This window comes from Gleimia hominis (assembly GCF_002871945.2).
Taxonomy (GTDB): domain Bacteria; phylum Actinomycetota; class Actinomycetes; order Actinomycetales; family Actinomycetaceae; genus Gleimia; species Gleimia hominis_A.
This window is the reverse complement of record NZ_CP126963.1, coordinates 127,309-151,115: the sequence shown is the minus strand read 5'-3', so window position 1 is coordinate 151,115 and position 23,807 is coordinate 127,309. Positions and strand designations below refer to the sequence as shown.

General features: G+C 55.8%; 23 protein-coding genes. 4 read left to right on the top strand and 19 right to left on the bottom strand.

Annotation, left to right across the window (positions count from 1 at the left end; genetic code table 11):
• Positions 1-6: 6 nt before the first annotated feature.
• On the top strand, positions 7-546 hold the full coding sequence (locus tag CJ187_RS00745; protein ID WP_102216196.1) for an NUDIX hydrolase: 540 nt from the start codon (positions 7-9) through the stop codon (positions 544-546).
• A 7-nt stretch (positions 547-553) separates the two neighbouring features.
• On the opposite strand, the gene CJ187_RS00740 is transcribed toward CJ187_RS00745, so the two are convergent.
• Complete coding sequence (locus CJ187_RS00740; protein WP_102216197.1) at positions 554-1,222, bottom strand: ABC transporter ATP-binding protein; 669 nt, start codon at positions 1,220-1,222, stop codon at positions 554-556.
• The gene (locus tag CJ187_RS00735) at positions 1,219-3,420 is read right to left on the bottom strand and encodes a hypothetical protein (RefSeq protein ID WP_233187317.1); all 2,202 of its coding nucleotides are present in this window, start codon (positions 3,418-3,420) and stop codon (positions 1,219-1,221) included. Before CJ187_RS00735 ends, CJ187_RS00740 begins: the two co-directional genes overlap by 4 nt.
• 517 nt (positions 3,421-3,937) lie before the next feature.
• Here CJ187_RS00735 and CJ187_RS00730 point away from each other — a divergent pair.
• Positions 3,938-4,768 carry an HAD family hydrolase gene (locus CJ187_RS00730; protein ID WP_102216199.1) on the top strand — a complete coding sequence of 277 codons (831 nt, stop codon included), beginning with the start codon at positions 3,938-3,940 and terminating at the stop codon, positions 4,766-4,768.
• Between the two features lie 128 nt (positions 4,769-4,896).
• Here CJ187_RS00730 and CJ187_RS00725 read toward each other — a convergent pair whose 3' ends face one another.
• The 3 genes from CJ187_RS00725 to CJ187_RS00715 are packed head-to-tail and all read right to left on the bottom strand — an operon-like array spanning position 4,897 to position 8,337.
• Positions 4,897-5,646: a succinate dehydrogenase/fumarate reductase iron-sulfur subunit gene (locus tag CJ187_RS00725; protein ID WP_102216200.1), complete on the bottom strand. Its 750-nt coding sequence runs from the start codon at positions 5,644-5,646 to the stop codon at positions 4,897-4,899.
• Positions 5,643-7,622 carry a fumarate reductase/succinate dehydrogenase flavoprotein subunit gene (locus tag CJ187_RS00720; RefSeq protein ID WP_102216201.1) on the bottom strand — a complete coding sequence of 660 codons (1,980 nt, stop codon included), beginning with the start codon at positions 7,620-7,622 and terminating at the stop codon, positions 5,643-5,645. The genes CJ187_RS00725 and CJ187_RS00720 overlap by 4 nt, the downstream gene beginning before the upstream one ends.
• 10 nt (positions 7,623-7,632) lie before the next feature.
• Entirely contained in the window at positions 7,633-8,337 is a 705-nt protein-coding gene (locus CJ187_RS00715; RefSeq protein ID WP_102216202.1) for a succinate dehydrogenase cytochrome b subunit, read from the bottom strand.
• 313 nt (positions 8,338-8,650) lie between these two features.
• Here CJ187_RS00715 and CJ187_RS00710 point away from each other — a divergent pair, with 313 nt between their 5' ends.
• Positions 8,651-9,247: a nitroreductase family protein gene (locus tag CJ187_RS00710; RefSeq protein WP_158237716.1), complete on the top strand. Its 597-nt coding sequence runs from the start codon at positions 8,651-8,653 to the stop codon at positions 9,245-9,247.
• A gap of 120 nt (positions 9,248-9,367) precedes the next feature.
• Here the strand turns inward: CJ187_RS00710 and CJ187_RS00705 are convergent, their stop codons facing one another.
• The 6 genes from CJ187_RS00705 to glmS are packed head-to-tail and all read right to left on the bottom strand — an operon-like array spanning position 9,368 to position 15,492.
• Entirely contained in the window at positions 9,368-9,928 is a 561-nt protein-coding gene (locus CJ187_RS00705; protein ID WP_102216204.1) for a GNAT family N-acetyltransferase, read from the bottom strand.
• A complete protein-coding gene (gene tsaB / locus CJ187_RS00700; RefSeq protein WP_102216205.1) occupies positions 9,909-10,589 on the bottom strand; it encodes a tRNA (adenosine(37)-N6)-threonylcarbamoyltransferase complex dimerization subunit type 1 TsaB in 681 nt (226 codons plus the stop codon). The genes CJ187_RS00705 and tsaB overlap by 20 nt, the downstream gene beginning before the upstream one ends.
• The gene (tsaE, locus tag CJ187_RS00695; RefSeq protein ID WP_102216206.1) at positions 10,582-11,124 is read right to left on the bottom strand and encodes a tRNA (adenosine(37)-N6)-threonylcarbamoyltransferase complex ATPase subunit type 1 TsaE; all 543 of its coding nucleotides are present in this window, start codon (positions 11,122-11,124) and stop codon (positions 10,582-10,584) included. The genes tsaB and tsaE overlap by 8 nt, the downstream gene beginning before the upstream one ends.
• Before the next feature lie 3 nt (positions 11,125-11,127).
• Positions 11,128-12,432: an alanine racemase gene (gene alr / locus CJ187_RS00690; protein WP_102216207.1), complete on the bottom strand. Its 1,305-nt coding sequence runs from the start codon at positions 12,430-12,432 to the stop codon at positions 11,128-11,130.
• A 2-nt stretch (positions 12,433-12,434) separates the two neighbouring features.
• Entirely contained in the window at positions 12,435-13,511 is a 1,077-nt protein-coding gene (locus CJ187_RS00685; protein ID WP_158237717.1) for an ADP-dependent NAD(P)H-hydrate dehydratase, read from the bottom strand.
• A gap of 55 nt (positions 13,512-13,566) precedes the next feature.
• Positions 13,567-15,492, bottom strand: a complete 1,926-nt coding sequence (gene glmS / locus CJ187_RS00680) for a glutamine--fructose-6-phosphate transaminase (isomerizing) (protein ID WP_102216209.1) — start codon at positions 15,490-15,492, stop codon at positions 13,567-13,569.
• 128 nt (positions 15,493-15,620) lie between these two features.
• On the opposite strand from glmS, the gene coaA reads away from it, so the two are divergent.
• On the top strand, positions 15,621-16,568 hold the full coding sequence (coaA, locus tag CJ187_RS00675; RefSeq protein ID WP_102216210.1) for a type I pantothenate kinase: 948 nt from the start codon (positions 15,621-15,623) through the stop codon (positions 16,566-16,568).
• Here coaA and CJ187_RS00670 read toward each other — a convergent pair.
• The 8 genes from CJ187_RS00670 to rplQ all read right to left on the bottom strand — a co-directional run bounded on the left by CJ187_RS00670 (position 16,565) and on the right by rplQ (position 23,784).
• On the bottom strand, positions 16,565-17,056 hold the full coding sequence (locus tag CJ187_RS00670; RefSeq protein ID WP_146003066.1) for a hypothetical protein: 492 nt from the start codon (positions 17,054-17,056) through the stop codon (positions 16,565-16,567). The genes coaA and CJ187_RS00670 overlap by 4 nt on opposite strands.
• Positions 17,040-18,284: an esterase/lipase family protein gene (locus CJ187_RS00665; RefSeq protein ID WP_146003067.1), complete on the bottom strand. Its 1,245-nt coding sequence runs from the start codon at positions 18,282-18,284 to the stop codon at positions 17,040-17,042. Before CJ187_RS00665 ends, CJ187_RS00670 begins: the two co-directional genes overlap by 17 nt.
• Before the next feature lie 194 nt (positions 18,285-18,478).
• A complete protein-coding gene (glmM, locus tag CJ187_RS00660) occupies positions 18,479-19,828 on the bottom strand; it encodes a phosphoglucosamine mutase (RefSeq protein WP_102216213.1) in 1,350 nt (449 codons plus the stop codon).
• Between the two features lie 135 nt (positions 19,829-19,963).
• Positions 19,964-20,455 (bottom strand): 30S ribosomal protein S9, encoded by a 492-nt coding sequence (gene rpsI, locus CJ187_RS00655; RefSeq protein WP_102216214.1) that lies wholly within the window; start codon positions 20,453-20,455, stop codon positions 19,964-19,966.
• Between the two features lie 36 nt (positions 20,456-20,491).
• Complete coding sequence (rplM, locus tag CJ187_RS00650; protein WP_102216579.1) at positions 20,492-20,941, bottom strand: 50S ribosomal protein L13; 450 nt, start codon at positions 20,939-20,941, stop codon at positions 20,492-20,494.
• Between the two features lie 343 nt (positions 20,942-21,284).
• Positions 21,285-22,226 (bottom strand): tRNA pseudouridine(38-40) synthase TruA, encoded by a 942-nt coding sequence (gene truA, locus CJ187_RS00645; protein ID WP_233187318.1) that lies wholly within the window; start codon positions 22,224-22,226, stop codon positions 21,285-21,287.
• Positions 22,214-22,963: an ROK family protein gene (locus CJ187_RS00640; protein WP_102216580.1), complete on the bottom strand. Its 750-nt coding sequence runs from the start codon at positions 22,961-22,963 to the stop codon at positions 22,214-22,216. Before CJ187_RS00640 ends, truA begins: the two co-directional genes overlap by 13 nt.
• Before the next feature lie 245 nt (positions 22,964-23,208).
• Positions 23,209-23,784 (bottom strand): 50S ribosomal protein L17, encoded by a 576-nt coding sequence (gene rplQ / locus CJ187_RS00635; RefSeq protein WP_102216216.1) that lies wholly within the window; start codon positions 23,782-23,784, stop codon positions 23,209-23,211.
• Positions 23,785-23,807: the final 23 nt, after the last annotated feature.

Here is a 23,807-nt window from a genome sequence, read left to right as displayed (position 1 = left end):
ACTGTGATGGTTGATTGGCAGACCATTTGGAAAGCACCGGAGTTTCCGTTGCGAGTCGAATCGGTGGTGGCCGCGGACGCGTCGGGGGTGGAGCGGACCCAGTGGCGGGTGCGTAATAGCGAGACGGCCAATGGTGGTGGAGCTGCGGTCTTGGTGGCTGAGGATACGCAGCGGGTCCTGTTGGTCCGCCAGTACCGGATTCGTTTGGATCGTTCACTTTGGGAGGTGCCGCGAGGCATGGCGGAACTGACCGACGCAAACCCGCTGGCAACTGCTCACCGCGAGTTGTTGGAGGAAACAGGGATCGACGGGGGCGACGGCGAGTTTTGCGGTTTGATCTACCCTGATTCGGGTCTGCTTGCTACGCAGACGGGCTTGGGCTTATTTGTAGTCCCTCATGAGGGAGTGCACGCTGGGCAGACGGACGGTGAGGTCGATGAGCAGGCTTGGTTCAGTAAAGAGGAGATCCGCGGCCTCATTAACTGCGGCGAGCTTCGTGACGCGATTTCTTTGGCTGCCCTTACAGCGACGGGAGTGCTGAACTAGCTGGCGCTTACGGCAATGCGGTTAGTTCGCCGTCACACAGGTAGTATTTTTTATCTGCACGCTCTGTAAGGTATGGATCGTGGGTAACCACTACAAGGGTGGCGTTGTGTTCACGTGCCTGTTCGATGAGTAGGCTACAGATTTCGTTACGCAGTTTCGGATCCAGCGAAGCGGTGGGTTCGTCCGCGATAATTATCTTCGGATTATTTATTAGAGCACGTGCCAGTGACGCTCGTTGGTATTCCCCACCGGACAGAGTTGACACGCTTCTTCCTGTAGGCACCTCCAACTCGTCAAGTAACGTTTTGACCGCGTTTTTCTTCACCTCCTGGTTCTGTACCCACAGTGGGAGGGAAACGTTTTCTTCTGCCGTGAGGTCATCTAGGAGCTCACCGTTTTGAAAAATGATCCCCATGTGGGTTCCTCTGAAAGCAGCACGTTGACTGCGCGAGAGTTTATTTATGGGGGTCTGCAAAACCGTAACGTCGCCGCTTGTGGGAGTTATTACTCCAAGTAGGCAAGAAAGCAAAGTGGTTTTACCTTCTCCGGAAGGCCCGGAAATCGTCACGTACTCACCGGGAGAGACAGAAAAAGAAATGTTTGAAAGAACTGCTTTGCTGCCAAACCTGTGGGTTAGCCCCGTGATTTTAACACTTGACAGGCTGTTACTTTTCATTCGTCATTTCCCCTCTTTGCGGTGGCTATAGTTCGCTTGAAGTTAGCTCTCGTCAGTAGCGAGAGGCTCGTATCGACCACAAATACCGCGCCGACCATAAGCAAAATCTTCAGGATTACCGGCTCTATTCCCCCAACCGCACTGTTCGCAGCCGTCGCGATTTGAGCCATGGGAGTGGTTATCAGAGCGCCCAGGATTAGCGTAATACCCGCTATTGTCGCGTTGAGCACTAGCACCGTCTTGTTCGGAAGTGTTCGCAAGTCAAAAGCGCGGGCAAGTGGCACTACTTTTGCTCGAAGCGTTTTGCGGTTCTCCTCAGATGCGATCAAAGCGGCACATAATAGCAGACAGGTTACGGCACCAGTACCGACGTAAAGCCACCGGTATTGGAAGGATTCATCGTTCGCCCCCGCTACCCATTCTTCACCTCCAACTTTTGGTTCAACGAATGGTGATAACGACTTTGCTGCAACTCGTGCAACCTTTAAGCGGTCTATAGAGCCTCCAGAGGCATCGAAGTAGATCGTGTCAATAACATGTTCACCATCACTTCTTCTTAGTTTCTCTACCTGTTGAGCAGGTAAAGACTTAGCCGTATTAAACCGTTGAATACCCGGCCCTAAGGCCAGTCTCATTCGGTCATTTAGTGAAGCGGTCGAATAAGTCCTATCAGCTTCAAGTCCCCATGCAGAAAGGGCATGAGTGGAGGCGACTAGCATGGCAGTTTGTTCAATACCAGACACATTGTGGTAGACGGAAATGGATTCGTAAGGTTTAACGGGCAAGGCCTGCCATTCTCCGCGTGTGTTTATAAGCTTGGTTTGCATTGAGCCATAGCTAATCCTAGCAATCTTATCGCTAAGCGCTGCTATATTGTCTCTAGCACGCACGGATTCCGCGGTTGTGGACAGGGCGAATGTAGCAGCGGTAACTGAGAGCACTATTAGTAAAACCCCGTTGCGCACCACTTGGGATCCTGCCCCGTCAGATACTAGGTGTCGGGAACTTATTAGTAACGATGGCGACTTTATCAAGGTGGCTATTTTGATACTCGTAACAGAAACGACATGAGTTACGTAACGGCAAATGAATGGGGCGAACACCACTGCCGTCGCTACCGATGCCCAAAACCAAATGAGGTGATTTCCTTCCCCACCATTTTTTACTGCCGCGCGCAATAAACGAAGGGATTGGAACGAGAACCCTATTGTTGCTCCAAGGCCCATTAGCGCCAGGTACGGATCGTATCGATTGCGCACATTTTCTTTTGGTCGATTTGTTTGTGAAGGCTGGCGCGGCCATGTTCCCACCAGCATCATAATAAGGGTGATTAGTAGTCCAAGTAAGTAGCATCCAATATAAACCTGCCAGTTACGCTCAACGTCTACACTGCGGATTTCGAAGCCAGTTCCAGGTAGCGAAAGGTCGGTCACGAACAGTGAGGCTAAGGTGAACGCTGAGGCAATTATTGCTGCGAGCGCCGCACTGTATAACCGTCGGAACAGTAGATGTTGAATACTGCTCGGTGGCATACCTATGATCTCTAGGGTCACTAATGCGCGTTTATTCCGATTCCGGATAACTCGTATACAAGTGTAAAGCAATATTGATGCGGGAAGAATGAGAACAGCAGCCCAGAAAATGTTCGATTGCGTCTTGGTGTATCGATCGTTGTTGAAAAACCCTGGGTCGAAGGTTCCGTGCCCGGGAGAGACGAGAACGTTTTCCCATTCACCGGGCGAACTTGGATGTGGGCGGTATAGGACGATTCTGGAGGTTGTTGAGGGAAGCAGTGTGGTTGGGATTTCACCAATAGATTCCCCGTACTGGGCTTCCAACTCCGGTAAGTAGGGTTTCAGGTCTGGGGAGATCAGGAATGAGCCTGCCTCTGGCCACTGGGAGAGTCCTAGTGGCGCGGGAGTGTCGGGTCTTGTAGGAACAATGGCAGCGACAGTAGCACTCCGTTTTCCTAGGATGGCGTAGTGCATTAAATACCGAGCATTACTGTTATTTTGCGTCGGCGCGTCTCTTATCCCTAGTTGGGAGATGAACGTGTCACGTGCGGAATGAGTGCTTTCGACCACCGCTATCGACAACGGTGATAAAGCACAGACAAATGCGCATACCCAAACAATCACTAAAGATACTGGTGAGAGTGCGGGAACCGCGCGGACATCCTTCCATGTACGCGCACTCACCAGCGGTTGTTCCAGCTAGTGCAGGCCATCGGGCCGATTCCACGAGAAATACATGCCTGGACGGCAGTTATTGTCTTACCTGCATTCTTAGAAACTGTTGTCTTGCAGCCAGAGTGGTTGCTCACGCCCCCTGTGTGACCTCCAACAGTTGAGTAGTTAGCGCGAGTCCCTTTGTTGTCACAAGCTGTATCAGCGCTGTAAATCACGGAACCGTTTGAGTAAGCCTCAGAACCAACAAGTGCAGCATAATGACTTGCCGCGACTGCAGAAACTGAACCGAAAAGCATCAACGCTACTAAGCTAAAAAAAACCGTGGCTTTTTCTCGCATCTTATTATCCTCATCACTGGATTAACATGACGTTTCGTATTTTACATCACTAATCTACCCGCTGTAAGAAGTAGAGTCGTAAAAAACTGGATGCTTTTTGAATCTTCGGTAAAACTACATGCACTACGTTCTGACGGCGCAAGAGTGATCACAACTCAGTTTGAAGTCGATGTGGGATAATTAGGGGTATGAAACTTGTTTGCATTGACGTGGATGGAACGATTATTGATCACAATCAGCGCGTGCCCGCCAGTGCGGCAGAAGCTATTAAACAGGCAGTAGCTAACGGACACATTCTGGTTATGTGCACGGGCCGTTCGCACCCTGAGATTTATCCGAAACTTTGGGACCTTGGTTTCCGAGGTCTGATAGGTGCGAACGGTGCGTTCGTGGAATACGACAACGAGGTTATGGACACCCACCTAATCCCCCACCCGGAAATCCAACGTATCACCCAGGTTCTTGAGGCAGCACACGCCCACTGGGTATGGCAATCACACGACCGGATCGTTCCCTCACGCAGCTATTACGAAGCATTCCAGGCGGCAACTGAAGAAGGAAAACAAGCTGAGGGACTCAACGGAGACTGGTCCGAATACGTGACACAAATCGAACCGTACGTAACTTGGGACCTGCCTAAAGACTCTTCGAAATGCACGTTCACAATCCCCACGGATTCACCACTCACATTCGAACAGGTCACCAGTCAGATTGGTGGTGACTACCTGCTGATCCCCGGTTCCGTTTCCGTCGGTGGGATCACCACAGAACTAACCGCACAACACGTCACTAAGGGAGAAGGACTGCGCAAGCTCGCACAACACCTTGGTATCAACATGGCAGACACCATTGGGATTGGTGACTCCGCAAACGACATCCCCATGCTGGAAACCAGCGGACTTGGGATCGCCATGGGAAACGGAATCGACGAAGTCAAAAAAGTGGCTAACTGGGTCGCTCCCGCACTTGAAGACAACGGGCTAGCAGCCGCACTTGACCACGCAGGGCTAACAGCCTAACCAAGATTAAGAGAACACTGTGAGGAAACAAACGCGGGTGAGATGAGCAACCAGATGCTCACCCCACCCGCGTTTTACAACCACTGCGCAACGCTAGTTAACCTAGCGCCAGTCGAAACACCTACCGGTTAAGCTTTAGTACCTTTCAGCACTGCTTTACCAAGCTGACGGTTCAACGTAGAAATCACGTCCAGAGGAATCTGCTTCGGGCACACAGCCGCGCACTCACCAATATTCGTGCAGGCACCAAACCCCTCACGATCATGCTGACCAAGCATCGCGGTGACACGCGCCAGGTTCTCCGGCTGCCCCTGCGGTAACATGTTCAAGTGCGTGACCTTCGCAGACGTGAACAACATCGCAGACGCATTCGGACACGCCGCCACGCAAGCACCACACCCGATGCACGCAGCCGCTTCAAACGCCCGATCCGCGTTATCCTTCGGAACCGCCGTCGCATGCGCATCCGGCGCCGCCCCCGTATTCACACTAATGTAGCCACCGGCCTGAATAATCCTATCCAAGGCCGAACGGTTAACCACCAAGTCTTTAATTACCGGGAACGGGCTGGCACGCCACGGCTCAATCGTGATCGTGTCCCCATCTTTAAACGAACGCATGTGCAACTGGCACGTGGTCGTAACCTCCGGGCCGTGCGCCACACCGTTAATCACCACGCCGCACTGGCCGCAGATGCCCTCACGGCAATCCGAGTCAAATGCGATCGGTTCTTCCCCACGCTGGAACAAATCTTCATTGAGAATGTCCAACATCTCCAAGAACGAGGAGTCTTCGGAAACACCGTGCACCTCGTACTCGTGCATCGCGCCCCGATCCTCAGGACCATTTTGGCGCCAAATCTTGAGTGTAATGTTCACTTGTAACTCCGTTGCTTCAACTCGATGTTGTTGTACACGAGGTCTTCCTTATGCAGGATCGGGGGCTGACCATCCCCACCGAACTCCCACGCCGCCACGTACAAGAACTTGTCGTCGTGACGCAAAGCCTCACCCTCTTCAGTCTGCGACTCCGCGCGGAAGTGACCGCCACAGGACTCCTCCCGGTGCAGGGCGTCAATACACATCAACTCACCCAGCTCCATAAAGTCCGCCAACCGGCCTGCACGCTCCAACGACTGGTTCATCTCCCCAATCGTCTTCCCTGGCACGCGCACGTCCCGCCAGAACTCCTCACGCAAATCACGGATCATACCGATCGCCTTCTTCAGGCCCTCCTCAGTACGTTCCATACCGCAGTACTCCCACATGATGTGCCCCAGTTCCTTATGGAACGAATCCACGGAACGCGAACCCTTCACAGCCATCAGGCGATCCACCCGATCCTGTGCGGACTTCAACGCTTCCTGCACTTCCGGGGTATCCTGATCAATCTTCGCTAGCTTCGACGCATCCGCCAAATAGTCATTAACTGTATTTGGCAGCACAAAGTACCCATCGGACAGGCCCTGCATCAACGCGGACGCACCCAACCGGTTCGCACCGTGATCAGAGAAGTTCGCTTCCCCAGCCACGTACAAGCCCGGCAGGTTCGATTCCAGGTCGTAGTCAACCCACAAGCCACCCATCGTGTAGTGCACCGCCGGGTAAATGCGCATCGGAACCTCATACGGATCTTCACCCGTGATGCGTTCGTACATGTCGAACAGGTTCCCGTACTTCGCACTCACACCATCGCGGCCCATGCGTTCGATCGCTTCAGCGAAATCGAGGTAAACCCCGCGGGCAACCCCACCAATCTCCGGGCCCACACCGCGTCCTTCGTCGCACATGTTCTTTGCCTGACGAGACGCGATATCACGCGGCACAAGGTTACCGAACGAGGGGTAAATCCGCTCCAAGTAGTAATCGCGGTCTTCCTCTGGGATCTCCCGCGGGTCTTTCTTGCAGTCTTCCTTACGTTTCGGAACCCAAATCCGCCCGTCGTTACGCAACGACTCCGACATGAGGGTCAGCTTCGACTGCTGGTCCCCATGCTGTGGAATACACGTCGGGTGGATCTGCGTGTAACACGGGTTACCGAAATACGCGCCCTTACGGTATGCCCGCCAAATCGCGGTGGCGTTGCACCCCATTGCGTTGGTTGACAAGAAGAACACGTTCCCGTAGCCACCTGTTGCGAGCACAACAATGTCGGCCGTTGTAGCTTCCAGCTCACCCGTCTCCATGCTCCGGGTAATGATGCCGCGGGCGCGTCCGTCGTGAACGATCAGCTCAACCATTTCGTGCCGCGGATACTGCACGACCGTGCCGGCCTTAACCTGACGTTCCAAGGCCTGGTACGCACCAATCAGCAGCTGCTGCCCTGTCTGGCCACGCGCATAGAACGTGCGGGATACTTGCACACCACCGAAGGAACGGTTATCGAGCATCCCCCCGTAGTCGCGTGCGAACGGCACGCCCTGCGCCACGCACTGGTCAATGATCGATGCGGAAACTTCCGCCAGGCGGTAAACGTTAGTTTCGCGTGAACGGTAATCCCCACCTTTAACCGTGTCGTAGAACAGGCGGAACACCGAGTCGTTATCGTTGCGGTAGTTCTTAGCCGCGTTAATCCCGCCCTGCGCAGCAATCGAGTGTGCGCGGCGGGGGGAATCTTGGTAGAAGAAGGTTTTAACGTGGTAACCCATTTCCCCCAATGAGGCAGCTGCAGCGCCGCCTGCCAAACCGGTACCCACCACGATGATGTGGAGCTTACGCCGGTTAGCTGGGTTAACGAGTTTCGCTTCAAACTTGCGTTGCTCCCACACCTGGGAGATCGGCACGTTCGTTGGTGCTTTAGTGTCCGCGACTTTTTCGCCCTCGCGGTAGAGCCCGTGGATTAGTTGATCAGTCATTTCACTTTCCTCAGGCAGTAATGAATCCCACTGCAATGGCGAACGGTGGCGCCATAAACATGATGAAGACAATAGCGGCTACGATCCCAGAAATAACGATCGTTGCGTGCTGGGTATTGCGGCGCAACCACCCCATGGTTTGCAGCGCAGACCAGATGCCGTGACCGATGTGGAACGCTACTACACCGACAAAAACGATGTAAATCAGCAGTACCCACCAGTGGCTAAACGCACCAACCATCCGCATGTACGGCGATGTCACTCCCGCACCGTATCCAGCGGGGATCGTGGCGGTTGTGAAGTGCAGGAGGTGGAAAATGACTCCTAGCAGAATCACGATGGCGGTAACCCGCATCGTCCGGGCCGCGTACGAATCCGCGATGTTGCGTTTCATTTCGTACTTGGTTGGGCGCGCCTTACGGGAGCGCCACCAAACGTGGAATGCCGAAAGGATGTGCAGTAAGGCAAATAGGATCATCGCGCCGCGGAACACGATGATCAACCCACCTTCCGGTAATAACGGGTAGAACGCATCACTCTTCAACCAGTGTGCGTAGTGGTCGTAAGCTTCCTGCCCGGCGAACATCTTCAAGTTGCCGTACGCATGCACAATTAGGAACAGGACGAAGAAGAGGCCAGAGATAGCCATCAACTGCTTTACGAACACATTTGTGCCCCAGGGGCGTGTCTTCTTAGCAATGGTCGTATTGGTCATACTTTGAGCCTACCCGCGCTTTAGGAACGCCGGGCTGCCAACAGTCCTAGTCCTCTTTTCATCCCACCAATTATGGTGACACTTAGACGCCAAAACCCGCCTTTATCACGGTTTCACCACTGTTCCTACCAAGTAATATAGGGCGCGCGTTTTAACTCACCTAGTGCACATACCCGCTGGTCTTGAACCCCAATTACGCAAACGTAAGTTTCGAAAATGCGCTATGTGGTTTCATTCACACTGTGTGCTGTGGGTGAAATTTACTTCTAGGACCTTGTACCCACCGCTATGTCATGGTGGAATTGGAAACGCTATGACTAAAAAATTAGAACACTCTGTACTAACTGAAGACCAGTTCAACAAGCTTTTTACTAACGCGCATTCGCAGCGAACATTCGAGCCGGAAGAACCGGATGTTGAGCTTCTCCGGCGTGCCTACAACCTTATTAAGTGGGCGCCCACAGAGTTCAACATTTCTACCCTTCGCATAGATTTATTTACTTCTGAAAAGGGACGCGAAGCCGTGGCGAAAACCATGTCACCCGGCAACCGCCCCGCTGCGAAAGCAGCGCCGTACCTAATGGTTCTCTCTTACGATGAGGCGTTCGAAAACCACCTCCCCGAGCTAGGGTTAGGCAACCAGCTTATAGACAGTCTGACAGGCAACCTAGAGATGGCTCACGACAATGCAATTGTCCAAGCCGGCTACCTAATTTTGACGCTGCGAGCCCTGGGACTGCACCTGTGCCCCATGTCGGGCGCTAACTTTGAAGAAATGAACGAAACCGTGTTCGCTGACTCCACCCGCCACCCATTCCTCGTCCTAGTAGCAGGCACGCATCCAACAGACGAAGGAATGCGTCCGCGCAGTGGCCGGATCGACGACTCCGACGCAATCAAAGTTAACTAACTAACATTCATACCATGATTAGCTAAACGATCTCTTAACTCACTGCGGGCCTAACCAGTAACTGGTTAGGCCCGCCGATTACTATACGACAACAGGCGAAAAGCACGTGCGTCGGGGATATTAGTAGGTTGCGCGCGTGTTTGGCACGATCGGACACTCCATCACTAACGCGTCCTCACGAGGCTGATGATAGTAACCGCGGATAGTTCCTACTCGGCGGAATCCCACTGATTCGTACAGCTGCTGCGCCACACTATTACTTGCCCGAACCTCCAATAGCACACGCTGCACGCGGCGTACAAGATGTTCAATCTCCCCTGGTTCATGCACCGGGACTCGCTCCGGCAAATGGAACACGCGCGGGCCTAAGAACCGTACCAACTGGACGCGGCGCAATAGTTCTTCCAACACCGCTCGCCCCAAACCTTGGCCCCGCGCAGCGCGGCTCACTCCCAAAGTCATCAAATCTGTATCTTCCGCGAGCCGAACACCACCGTACGCAACCAGCTCCCCCTCATCATAGGCGCCCACGTATAACCTGTCGGGCCGCGTTAACTCCTCTAGCACCAATGCTTCTGACCAGGCTTCAGAAGTGAATACACTGCGCTCTAATTGGAATACCGCGAACGCGTCTGCACCCGTAAGTACCCCGATCTGCACCTCAAGCAGTTTTGTGTCCATATCCCGGATGAATGTCAGGCCTGCGCAAATACAGCGGCTCCGTACCGAACTCGTCCACCCCAGCGTTCAAACGCGCCCGCACAATCCGGGCCGCCACCGCCGGATCAATCACACTCGTAGCAACCGGTGCGTCAAACACCTGCGGGTAAAGCTCGCAAGCTGGCCCTGCGAACAACGTTCTCTCTGCCGCGAAGCGGCTCGCAACGCTTTGTGGAAGATCTACGGACGGACCATCCAGACAAGTCACATCATCGGGTCCATTTGCCCGGTAGTGCGCCCAGTACACCTCCTTGCGGCGCGCATCAGTTACCACCACAAGATCTTGTTCAGCACTCATGCTGTCCAAGTACTCTCTTGCGTAAATATCCAGTGAACAAACTCCCCGCACAGGCAGTTCCGCTGCAAACCCCATTGCCCGAGCCGTCACCAATCCCGAACGCAGCCCAGTGAAAGGCGCGGGCCCGGTTCCCACAATTATCTGCTGCACCTGCTGGTGAATCTGCGCAGCTTCAACCCCCGCTTCTTCCAACGCCTCATGAACCAGAGGAGACAGCTTCTCTGCATGCTCGCGGTTGCTTACCGACCGCTTACGCACCACTTTGCTACCATCCACCACAGCCACGGAGGTTCCCGCAGACGTGTCGATCACTAAATCAATCATTCTTACCTTCCTGCACCTGAACCAGCGCCTGCTGCACCGCATGTTCAATATCCACGCCGTCCCAGCGTGGCCCCACCGGTGATATTTCCACTAGGCGCCGACCATCATCTAGCCCCTCAAGATCATTCGAAATCGCACCATCCGCAGGGAACGGACCACGCAACACGATTTCAAGGCGGGAAGTGGAAAGCGGTTCAGTCTTACCCTCTCCCCACTCAACTACAACCACGCGATCTTGCAGCTGCGTGTCCAAATCTAGAGTTTCTAAATCCTCCAGGTCCGTAATCCGGTACGCGTCTGCATGCACCAGATCTGGCCCGTGATCATTTGGATGGATACGGGTGATTATGAACGTGGGGGACGAAACCCTGCCACTCACCCCCATGGCCTCGCCAAGCCCTTGCGTCAAAGTGGTTTTCCCACTCCCCAGCTCACCGGTGAGCATAATCAAATCCCCCGCCCGCACAATCGGCGCCAACGCAGCACCTATAGCGCGGGTCTGATCTGGGTCATTAACCTCGAAACTGTACTTCATCGCCTATCTTTCTTTACCACCCGCAGGCTCGTTTGCCGCAGAATCACAACCGTTCGCAGGCTCGTTTGCCGCAGAATCACTACCACCCACGTAACACTTCGGAACGCGCGCGCCAACACGCGTCAACAACTCGTACGAAATCGTATCTGCCCAACCTGCCCACTCACTAGCAGTGGGACAGCCGCGCGTTTGTGTGCACGTAGGATCCCCGTAAATAACCACGCGGTCCCCCACCGCAGCTGGCGGCCGCTTGCCTTCACCAAGTTTGATCACGAACTGATCCATGCAGATCCGCCCCACCACCGGCGCATCCCACGCACCCGTTTGAGAATACACCCGCACCCGCGCCCGGTTCGACGCCGTCCGTGCAATCCCGTCCGCATACCCGATCGGTACCAGGCCAACCCACGTGTCCTCATCGGCCCGCCACGTTCCCCCGTAAGACACACTCCAGCCGCGTGGAATCTTCTTTACTTGCATCAGTCGCGCATTCAACGTCATAGCCGGGTGCAAGCCCAGTTCTTGTTCCGTTTGCACCTGAGGGTTTGGGCTAAGCCCATACAGACCAATTCCGTCACGAACCATGTCTAAACGAGTGTCAGGGTGCCAAAGCTGCCCGGCAGTAGCCGCTAGGTGCAACGCTAACGGCGACTGCGGCTGCCGCGCACCACTCTGAGCTTGCCGCACTTCCGCATCAACCTGCCGCACCCTATCGTGGGTTTGCTGCAAATAGTCGAGTTGACGCGCGGTGAACGCCCGTCCCTCAGGAGTATCTGCGTCGGCTTTAGCCAGGTGGCTCCACAACCCCACTAGTTGCACGCGGCCGGCGCACCGCTGCAACGCAGCAAGTACCCCCTGAATCTCATCTGGAAGTAAACCGGCGCGACCCATCCCGGTATCAACCTTTAAGTGGACCCGTGCATGCCGGTTAGTTGCCGCGATCGCCAGCACTTGTTGCGGTGTGGAAACTGACAGTTCAATCCCTAGCTCCAACGCCCGCTCAATCAGCTGCTGACCACCCACCGGGGGCACCAGCCAAGAGAATATCCGCGCATCCACATTGGTTTCGCGCAAGGCTTCCGCCAGGTGAATGGCCTCTGGGATCTGCGCGATTCCAAACACACTGCGCCCCGCTTCCGCCAATGCGGTAGCAGCTGGCACTAGGCCGTGTCCATACGCATCCGCTTTTACCACCGCCATGTGCACCGGCCCGTTTGGGCTCGAGAGTTCTTCAAGCCTGCGAGCATTTGCTTTCAACGCATCTAGATCCACCGTTGCCCAAGCAATCGCGTTGTCATCCGCTTGCATGCTCACTCCTCTAACTGCTGCGCAATCGCGCGTGGTATCGCATCTGCCACTTCCATCGGTTCTACGGGGTGGCCCCATGCAAAGCGTTCCACTTCTGCCGCCGCACGTCCAGCTGCAGCCACAATCCAAACACCGCTGGCCACCGCCCGATCAAAAGACTCAACCGCGCGACCATTCTCACGATCCGCCTGCCACGCAGCCACGCGCGCCCCAATCGCCCCGGCGAGCACATCCCCACTGCCAGCCGTGCCCACCCACGCGCACGCACCCGTAACCACAAGCGGAGTTTGCCCCGGACTGCACACCGCCGTATCCGCACCTTTCACCGCCACAGTTGCCCCCGTTAGATCCGCGAGCTTTGCCGCACAGTCCGCAAGTGCCTCATGAACTTGATTCCACGAGGTATCTTGCTGAGACAACTCCGACATCATCCGGACTGCTTCCGTCACATTCGGAGTCAGTACCGTGGGCACGTCAGCACGCTGGTCGCGGCCACCTTCTTGCGCAACAAATTTCGTATACCCCGGTAGCGCAGACGCGTCCACTACCAATACCTCACCAGTTTCGTTCAGGAGGGGGCGCACCCGAGTGTCGAACTCATCGTCGTCAATCCCACTGCCCACAACGTGGGCTTGCACGTGTCCGTCCCCAACCACGGCAGATGGGAAGTGGTTCAGCACTAGGCGGGCGGGTAGTTCCGGCCCCTGGTAACGCACCATCCCCACCCCGGTGCGCAACGCCCCAGCAGTAGCCATCACAGCAGCTCCCGGGTACTTATCTGACCCAACCACGAGCCCCACTACCCCACGCGTGTACTTGTGGTCGCGCGCATCAGGGATACGGTAAGCCCGAGCAAAGTCCGGTCGGCTAAAGGCCTGCGCGCAGCTCGTTCGATTAGGAACCTGCGCACAACCCACGCGGCTAGGGGCTTGCGCACGGCTCGCGCAGCTAGACCCCGGTGATTCGCTCGCGGAGTTCGCTCCAACCGCGGCGTTTACTTCACCCGCGGAGTTCGCTCCAACCGTGGCGTTCGCATCAGCCGCGGCTTCCACCCGCCGGTGAGCACTCGCAGAATCCATCTTCCTGTGAACGCCCGCAAAGTCGGGTTGGTGTGGGTGGGGCGTGTGCATCGGACTATTCCACCGTCACCGACTTCGCCAGGTTCCGGGGCTGATCCACATCGAGTCCCTTCGCACCGGCTAGTTCGGACGCGAGAATCTGCAGCGGAATCACCGACAGGAGAGGCGCGTACAACGTGGGCACAGCAGGCACGCGAAAAACAAACGAGGCATACTCATCCACCGAGGTGTCCCCCTCCTCCGCAATCACAATCGCGCGCGCTCCCCGGGCTCGTACCTCCTGAATATTCGACACCACCTTGCGGTGCAGCTCCGGCCGGCGTGGGGTGGGCACAATAATGATCACCGGGTGTCCCTCTTCAATTAGGGCAATCGGACCGTGTTTCAATTCCCCAGCTGCGAAACCTTCCGCGTGAATATACGCGATCTCTTTGAGCTTTAACGCTCCTTCCATCGCCACCGGGTACCCCACGTGACGGCCGAGGAAAATGACGGACTGCTCATCTTTCATCTGCCGCGCGATCTGACGCATATCCTCTGCGTGATCCAACACCACCTGCGCTTTAGCGGGCACGCGCGCCAGTTTCTCTAGGTAATCCTGGATTTCATCCACGTACTTATTGCCCCGCACCTGCGCTAGGTACAAACCTAAAATGTAGGTCGCGGCAATTTGCGCGGTGAACGCTTTCGTAGACGCCACCGCAATCTCCCGGCCCGCGTGCGTGAGGATCACCGCGTCCGACTCACGTGGAATCGTGGACCCGGGCGTATTCACAATCGCAATCACCCGCGCCCCCTGCTCCCGAGCGTGGCGGATAGCCATGATCGTATCCATCGTCTCCCCAGACTGGGAGATAGCAACCACCAGGGTCTTCTCATTCACCACCGGGTCGCGGTAGCGGAACTCGTGTGCCAACTCCACTTCAACGGGAATGCGGCACCAATGCTCAATCGCATAGCGAGCCACCTGCCCTGCGTAAGCTGCGGTTCCGCAGGCCACGATGATCATCTTGTCGGCAGTGCGCAACACCTCAGAAGGGATCCGCAACTCATCTAACGCTAACCGACCCTCCGCATCCACTCGGTCTTTAAGCGTATTCGCAATTGCCAGCGGCTGCTCGTGAATCTCCTTCTCCATGAACGTGGGCCAACCAGCCTTATCCACGTTGTCAGTCGACACTTCCACGTCGAAGGCCTTGGGTTCCACCTGATCCCCCTCGGCATCCAGGACGGTAACCGCAGTTGGGGTCACCACCACCACTTCGTCCTGCCCAATCTCTAACGCCCGGTGCGTGTGCTCCGCGAAGGCGAGCACGTCCGAACCCAAATAGTTCTCTCCCTCACCCAGGCCCACCACCAGTGGGGACGAACGGCGCGCCGCCACCACCACACTAGGCGCATCCTCATGGACTGCCAGCAGTGTGAACGTGCCGTGCAGCATCGGGGTGAGCCGCTCCATCGCCCGCGTCAAAGCAGCCGCTGCCACCCGCGCGTCAGCTGGCACGCCCTCAAGCGACAATTTGTTCCCAACCAAGTCGCCCTTACCGTATTCCTCTAGGAACAACTGCCCCAGCAGGTGCGCTGCAACTTCCGTGTCCGTGTTCGACACGAACGTGATCCCATCGGCCTTCAACTGGCCACGCAACGCGTCCGCATTCTCAATGATCCCGTTATGCACAAGCGCCAACGCACCCCCCAGGGCGACGTGCGGATGCGCATTCTCGTTAGACGGACGCCCATGAGTTGCCCACCGCGTGTGCCCAATCGCACTGCGCCCAGCCAGGTCCTCAAGCTTATCCAGCTCGGCTTGCAGGTTCGCAAGCTTGCCTACCGCTTTTACGACCGTCATCTGGTTACGGGAACCAACCGCGATCCCCGCGGAATCGTACCCGCGGTACTCCAGGCGGGCGAGCCCACCCATAACGACGTCGCGGGCGCGAGAAGAATCATGTTCACAGACATATCCAACAATTCCACACATGCTTTTTATGGTGCCACACATGAGCCCGCGGGATGTAACGAAACTGGGAATTGGGGGTAACTACACGTTGTATTGCGACTAATTGCGCATTCTGTTCCATTTTGGGGCACCATTTATGTGTGCACATTATGAAAGAACTCGGCTTGTCCCCTTACGAGACTTTTACGCGTGAGGCTTGGAGCGCGCTCGCGAAAGAAACTCCCCTGCCGCTCACGGAAGCGGAAGTGGGGCGCCTTGCGGGTATTGCTGACCCCATGGATTTGCGGGAAGTGGATGCGATTTACCGGCCGCTTTCGGCTTTGCTGCAGATGTATTTTGATTCGCAGCAGCGGTTGGCGTTTGATCGGCGTCATTTTTTGCATGAGCCGAACCGTCCGCGCCCACCTTTTGTGATTGGGATTGCGGGGTCTGTGGCTGTGGGGAAGTCCACCACTGCCCGCCTGCTGGTGGAGTTGATGCGGCGTCTTCCCACTATCCCCCGCGTACAGTTGGTTACTACTGACGGGTTTTTGCTACCAAATCGGGAGCTTAAGCGCCGTGGCATTATGAACCGCAAGGGCTTCCCGGAGTCTTACGATCGCGCGGAGTTACTTGAGTTCGTTGCTGCGGTGAAGGCAGGTTATCCTCAGGTGGAGTCCCCGGTTTATGACCACACGGTTTATGACATTATTCCGGGTGAAAAGCAGGTTACTACACGGCCAGATATTTTAATTGTTGAGGGTTTGAACGTGTTGCAGTCGGCCCGTACTGCGCAGGGACGCACCGGGGTGGTTGCTGTTTCAGACTATTTCGATTTCACGATCTATGTGGATGCGCACCCCGCTCATATCGAAGCGTGGTACGTGGAACGGTTTTTAAAGTTGCGTTCAACCGCTTTTACGGAACCGGATTCGTACTTTAAGAACTATGCGCAGTTGTCGGATACGGAAGCGATAGAGCGGGCTCGGCATATTTGGAAGAGTGTTAACTTACCGAACTTGGAAGAAAACATTCTTCCCACGCGGGGACGGGCCGATCTGATTATCACTAAAGGTGCGGACCACCGCGTGTCACAGCTTCGGTTGCGCCGCATTTAAGGTTCGGGGCTGGCTTCTTCTATTGGCAGGGTGGTTACGAGTTGCCAGCCGCGCGTAGTTTTACTAACGACGGCGGCGTACTGTGCTTCTTCCCCATCGGGGAGTTTGACAGTTGTGGGCACCATCGCCGTGGTTTCGTCGACGTCTGTCCAGCTTTCCTGGTCTACCTCTACTTTGGTGCCCTCTGGGAGTATCTGGTTAACTTCAACGCCATAGGATTTTGCTACTTCTGGATCCACGATTGCTTCGGGTTCCTCCACAATGTTTTCCAGCTTCGCTACCGTACTTTGAACCTCGCGTTTACTCCGGTGAATCTCACGTTTCGTGGGGTCGGCGTTATCCGCCTGCGATTGCGCACCACCAGAAGCAGCTTCTGCCAACGTAGTTCTCTGATGGAGGATAGCCCAGCCTAATAGAACTGCTAGCACCACCACCACGACACCCAAGATGACAAGCAGGAGCTTACGTTTGCTAGTCGAGGTCTGCATAGAGCACCGCTTTGTCTAAGACGTCATTTAGTTTCAACGCAGCACCCGTTTCCCGAGTGAGGTTAGTGTGAAAACAAGGCAATTTGTTCGGCGATGCAGTCCCTCTTCGATCACCAAAATCCACATCTAGATTTAGATGTATTCTTCCCTTCCTAGATTCCGCCTTTACAACGAGTTTTAAGCCACTACATTTAACTACGTGTTGGTTCTTCTCTGGCGTTCCACTCAACGCAGAACTCTTAGAGACAATACCGTCACCGACGGAAATAGGACCTTCCAATTTGTGATTGAACAACGCTAAACCGCCGATTCTCATGTCTCCAGCTACCACATGCACATCCACTTCTTTAGGCATTTTTGGAAGCCGTTTCAACTCTGGTGAACCAGCCCGAAGGGCTTTACCAGCTTCTCCTTCGAACGCATCCACAAATGGTACACCGGTTAAACCCTTACCTGTTTGATCGTACAAATCAGCATTGGTACCTAGTGTTTTATCAAACAAAAGATTTGTAACAGCGTTCGAAATACCTTTTTTTGTAAGTCCTATTGCACTACCAACATGTCGTGCCACACGTGATCCCTCATTTGGTGTTCCTATAGTTAATACATGCGAGAGAACACGGTTAACTGGTCTGTCCAACCGTGACGCCGCTTCGCGGACCGCTAGACCACCCATCGAGTGCGCGACCACCACTGTCGGACGCAAGTACGTTTCTGCTAAACACTCCAGGCCGCGAGCAAGTTTCGAACCAATGTCCTTATCCGTTACCCACCGCCCATTCACCTTCGAATAGTCAAACGTGTAGCTTACAGTTCCAGTGTGATCTTGAACCCAGTCAATCAGCGATACTTTCCTCGCCCTAACGCCCATAGAGATTAATTTTGGTGCGCCATCTGATCCCATATCAACTGCTTTTGAAAACGCCCCCGTACGGTCTTTATTATGCGTAGAACTACTCAGCCAACCGTGAGCAAACACTACGGGAACGTCTTTTCGCGTAGGTTCCCGTTGTCTGGACGCTTCTTCTTCCTTTTCCGCCTCTAGTCGCCATTCCTCCGGATTGGATTTTCCAAGTTTCCAGTTTTCAGGAGCGGAAAGAATCGGGGCCCGGCTGACGAACTCAGAACACCTATCTGGATCGAAACCACGGCGTTCCGTATCGTCTGCTGCCGCATTAGTAGCTGTGGGCAGCAGGCCCAGCAATGAAATCGAGAGTGCTATCCACACGGCCGCAACCCGGTTCCTCAGGCGCATCAAGTCTCCAAACCACGTAGTGCAACATTTGCGTCCTAGACCACACTACTAAAAGGGACTAAAGTCCCGCTACTTATTGCCCTAGGTACTCTGCACGAACACAAAGCGACCATTGGGCGGCACTTCAGCCGCAGAGCACAAGCCACGCACCCCGATTTTGCGCGCCTCTACAGGGCTAACCGCTCCTTCACCACTGCGGCCAGACGATTCGCGTGCTCATCCGCCTCCGCCTGCGTCGCGGCCTCCACCATAACTCGCACCAACGGTTCCGTACCCGACGAACGCAACACAACACGCCCCGTCTCACCCAACTGATCTTCCGCCTGCGCCACCGCTTCAGCCAGCCCCTCATCCGTAGAAGCACGCACCTTGTCCACGCCCGGCACATTCACCAACGTCTGCGGCAAACGCTGCACAAAACCCGTAAGAGCCGCCAGCGACTCCCCAGACTCCCTCACCATCCGCGCTACCAGCAGGGACGTGAGCACGCCGTCCCCCGTAGTTGCATGCTCAGCAGAGATCACGTGGCCAGACTGCTCACCGCCCAACGCATACCCATTAGCACGCATGCATTCAAGCACATACCGGTCGCCCACGGCAGTCTGAACCGTTTTAATCCCCTCTTTTTCCATCGCCAACAGCAACCCCAGGTTAGACATGACAGTCACCACCAGCGTGTCCTTACTCAATTCCCCACGCTTCTTGAGGTCCACTGCCAAAGCCCCCATGATCTTATCGCCATCAACCAACTGGCCCTCATGGTCAACAGCTAGGCACCGGTCCGCATCCCCATCGTATGCAACCCCGAAGTCAGCGGACTCCTCCACCACCTTGCTTTGCAGCATCTGCGGGTGCGTCGACCCGCACTCGTCGTTAATATTCAAACCATCCGGGCTAGCGTTAATCACCACAACCTCAGCGCCCGCCTTACGCAAAGCTTCCGGCCCCAAACTAGATGCCGCCCCATTCGCACAATCCATAACAATCTTCAAACCCGAAAGGTTCGTTCCACAAGCACGCACCAAATGATCCACGTACACGTGTTCCGCGTGCTGCGCACCCGGCTCAATCTGCCCTACTAACGCGCCGGTTGGCCGATCCCACTGCGACTCCAACAGAGCCTCAATCTCATCCTCAACCGCGTCTTCCAACTTGAAACCGCCATGCGCAAAAAACTTAATCCCATTATCCGGCATCGGATTGTGCGAAGCAGAAATCATGACGCCAAGAGCCACATCCTCCGTTGCCGTCATATACGCAACCGTAGGGGTAGTCACAACCCCAATCCGTTCCACATCCATACCCGCAGCAGCCAAACCCGCTGCCAACGCATGATCCAAAAACTCGCCAGAAATACGGGTATCGCGCCCAATAATTGCCTTCGGTTTGGCCGCATCCGCAGCGCGGTCCTTCATCACATACCGGGCTGCAGCCTCACCTAACCGCAAAGCCAGCTCCGGGGTAATGTCACGATTCGCTAACCCGCGCACACCGTCGGTACCAAACAATCTAGGCATTATCGATCCTTTCAACGACCATTAACCACTCCATCATAATGCACCAACTACCCCACAAACACGCGCGAACCTGCGGGCATACAAAAATCCCTGCGCTCTAACAAAAGAGCGCAGGGACCTTTAAAGAAGCAAAGATTAACGCTTCGAGAACTGCGGGGCCTTACGTGCCTTCTTCAAACCAGCCTTCTTGCGTTCCACCGAACGGGCGTCACGCGTCAAGAACCCAGCCTTCTTCAAAGCCGGCCGGTTCGCATCCCGATCAATCTCGTTCAGCGCGCGAGCGATGCCAAGACGCAACGCACCCGCCTGCCCAGACGTACCCCCACCGCGGATAATCGAAATGACGTCAAAACGCCCTTCAATATCCAACAGTGCGAACGGCGACCGCACCAGCTGTTGGTGCAGCTTGTTCGGGAAGTACTCGTCTAGCGAATGGCCGTTAATCTTCCACTGCCCCGTGCCCGGAACCAGTCGCACGCGCGCAACCGCGCGTTTACGACGACCCAGTCCGTGACCAGGAGCGGTGATTGACTGTCCAGCACCCTCGGGTGCGGACTCGGTTTCAGATGTGTAAGTGCTCGGGACATTCTCCTCTTCGAGCACGTCAGTTTGCGTGGTGTCAGCCACAGTTATCCTCAGTTTCTACCGGTACCGTCCAGCGGGTTACGCCTGCTGGGCTACCTTGGTGATCTCGTAGGGAATCGGCTTCTGAGCATCATGTGGGTGCTCGGAGCCGCGATAAACCTTGAGCTTGCGCATCTGCGCGCGGCCGAGGCTGTTGTGTGGAAGCATGCCGCGAACGGCCTTTTCAATGGCGCGTTCTGGGAACTTGTCTAGCAGTTCACGGTAAGACATGGACTTTAACCCACCCGGGAACCCGGAGTGGCGGTAAGCGAACTTCTGATCGAGTTTGTTACCAGTCAACGCAACCTTGTCTGCGTTAATGACAATCACAAAATCGCCCTGATCAGCATGCGGGGCGAAAATTGGCTTATGCTTCCCACGAAGTAACGTAGCAACGCTTGTTGCTAGGCGACCGAGGACGACGTCAGTGGCGTCAATGACATACCACTGTTTCTCGTGGTCCCCAGGCTTAGGACTATAAGTGCGCACGGGCGTGGCCTTCTTCTTCCAAATCAGGGGCGCAACGAATCCCACCTGGATTTCCAGAGGTTCGTGCACCGCACGTATAAGATCTTGCTCACGTCTGCGTCCGAGCCGACCATCCGACGAGTGGGAAAATATCGGTCTGGTGCTCCCTAGGACGCACAACATCTAACAGCTTAACCGCGCGGGCGGCTACTCGTCAAAGCTTATGCCCATTTGTGGTCCATTCCTCAAGCACAACCAGACCCACGTGTAGGCGCCAAATAATCCAATTTCAAAACTAACGTACCTGCACGGAAAACCGTTGCCCCAACGCGGAACGATCAGTAACCGTTACGCGTAACCCGAGCTAGCACCCACATGGACTTGTGCGGACACGCCGGGTTTTCCTCTGCTGCTCAGCCCACAGCGCCGGCGGCGGATAGTCCACCCCCACAAGAGTAAGCCCGTGCGCCGGCGCAATCGGCACCCCATGAGTCCGCGCTGGTTCCCGCACCAGTGTCCGCGCCCAAGTTGTGTCGCGGCGGCCCCGCCCAATCTCAACTAGCGCCCCTACTAGTGACCGCACCATCGAGTGGCAAAACGCGTCCGCACTCACCTGCACTTCCACCTCACCAGCCGCATTACGCTCAACCGCAAGGGTTTTCAAAGTCCGAATCGTAGTTGCCCCCACTCTGGGTTTACAAAACGACAAAAAGTCATGCTCCCCTACCCACAAGCCCGCTGCTTCATTCATTTTGTCTAGCCTGAGGCCTTGCGCCCCTGTCCACCACACGATGTGCGCGGTGGTTGGGTTCAGTGCTTCGTCGCGGTCGCACAGCGTGTACTGGTAGTGGCGCGTGAGGGCACAAAACCGGGCGTCAAAATCTGCGCCTACCCGCTGCACGCGGTGTATCACCACATCTGCGCCCGGGGTTTCAGTGCCGCGTGCAAGCAGGGAGTTAAAACGCCTACGCAGCTTCGCAAGAGCCTCAGGTGAATCGGTGACAGGCAACAACTTCGCCCACGCCGAAGCCGGGACATCGCAGTGAGCCACCTGGTGAGCCGCGTGAACTCCCGCGTCAGTGCGGCCCGCGACCGTTAGTTCCACTGGGGCGCGCACCACGGTTTGCAGCGCAGCCTCAACCTCACCCTGAACGGTCCGTAACCCCGGTTGCTTTGCCCAACCGTGAAACCCCCCGCCCGCATACGCCAAATCCAAGCGGATACGCACTAGTTCTTCATCCTCAAAGGAACGTTTTGAACCAGGTTCCGGTTCGCTTACTGTCCTCGCTGAATCTAGAGATCCCAAGCGCGCACTCCCCCGCGGATCCCCGCATCGTTTGGCACAATCACCACTTCGTCCCCCAGCCGCTGCCGGTGAGTGGGCGTGATCCGCACCGAGTTACCTCCACCCAAATACAACCGATCCCACATGTACATCGACCGCAACGCTGCGACGATACGGCGGATCCGCCGCGACCAGTGCGCGTCACCCAATCTGAGTCGCTCGTGCTCACCCACGTAGTCGTCATAGGTCAGTCCCCACCGCACAGGGCCCTGCGAGATTTCTGTATGCGGCGCTAACCGTCCACCATCGAACACTGCGTTACCCAACCCGGTTCCAAGCGTCACAATCATCTCTAAGCCAGTTCCGGTGATAACACCCGCGCCCGCGACCTCCGCATCGTTCAAAACCAGGGCAGGGCTGCTTAACGCGGCTTTGAGCGCACTACGCATATCAAACCGCTCCCACTGCTCCACCAGTTCCGGGAGCACCCGCGACCGCGGACCGTCGCGCGTCACATAATGTGGAGTGGCGATCACCACGCCGTGCCGGATCATCCCTGGCATGCCAACTGTAACTCGGTCAAAGTCGGGCAATTGCCCGGCCAGGTCCTCGATCGTGGACACCAGAAGCGTGGGAGGCAACGGATACGGGGTAGCTGTCCGCACCGCTGGTGCCACCATGGTTCCCGAACGGTCCAACACGGAGGCCTTAATCCCCCCACCACCACAATCCACTGCCAGCGTTCTAACGTCGTCCATGCCTCCGATCATACTGTCTGAAACAATCCGGCGTCCGCACCTTCCTCTGCCCCAAGCTGCGTCGGCTCACGCACAACGCTTACGCGCACATTCTGACCATGCGTGTGGAACTTTATGCCAGTGCTAGTGCAAACAACAAAAGTGGCGCTCCCCAATGGGGAACGCCACCTATCGTATTGAGACTGAACTAAGCGAATGCAGCCACCTGAACGCCAGCTGCTAAGCAGAAGTTCAACCGAAGCCGGTTACTTATCCTCAGAAGCTTCCTTGGTGTCAACAGCTTCAGGTTCCGAAGCGGAGTCAGTTTCCGCTTCAGCAGCGGAGGCAGCTTCAGCAGCCTCGTCCTTAGCTTCCTGCGCCTCTTTATCTTCAGCTGGTTTCGACGCTTCGTCGGCCTCTGCCTTGTCAGCTGCTTTCTGCGCAGTCTTTTGCGCTTCCTTCACAACAGCTTTCTTCTCAACCTTCTCTAGCACCAGGGAGATCTGCGCCATTGGCGCATTGTCTCCGCGGCGCGGTGGAAGGTCAACAATCCGGGTGTACCCACCGGCACGTTCCGGATCGATCTGTTTCGCAACCTCATCAAACAGAACGTACAGGATGTCCTTGTCCTGAATCTTCTTCGCAACCGTGCGGCGCGCGTGGATGTCACCGCGACGAGCTTTAGTAATCAGCTTCTCCGCGTACGGCTGCAAACGGCGAGCCTTCGCCCGCGTAGTCGTGATCTGCTTGTGCTCAAACAAGTCGCGGGCCAGGTTAGCCAGAATGTGTTTCTCGTGTGCGGGACCACTTCCCAAACGAGCGCCCTTTGTAGGTGTGGGCATTGTTACTCCTATTAAAACTTAAC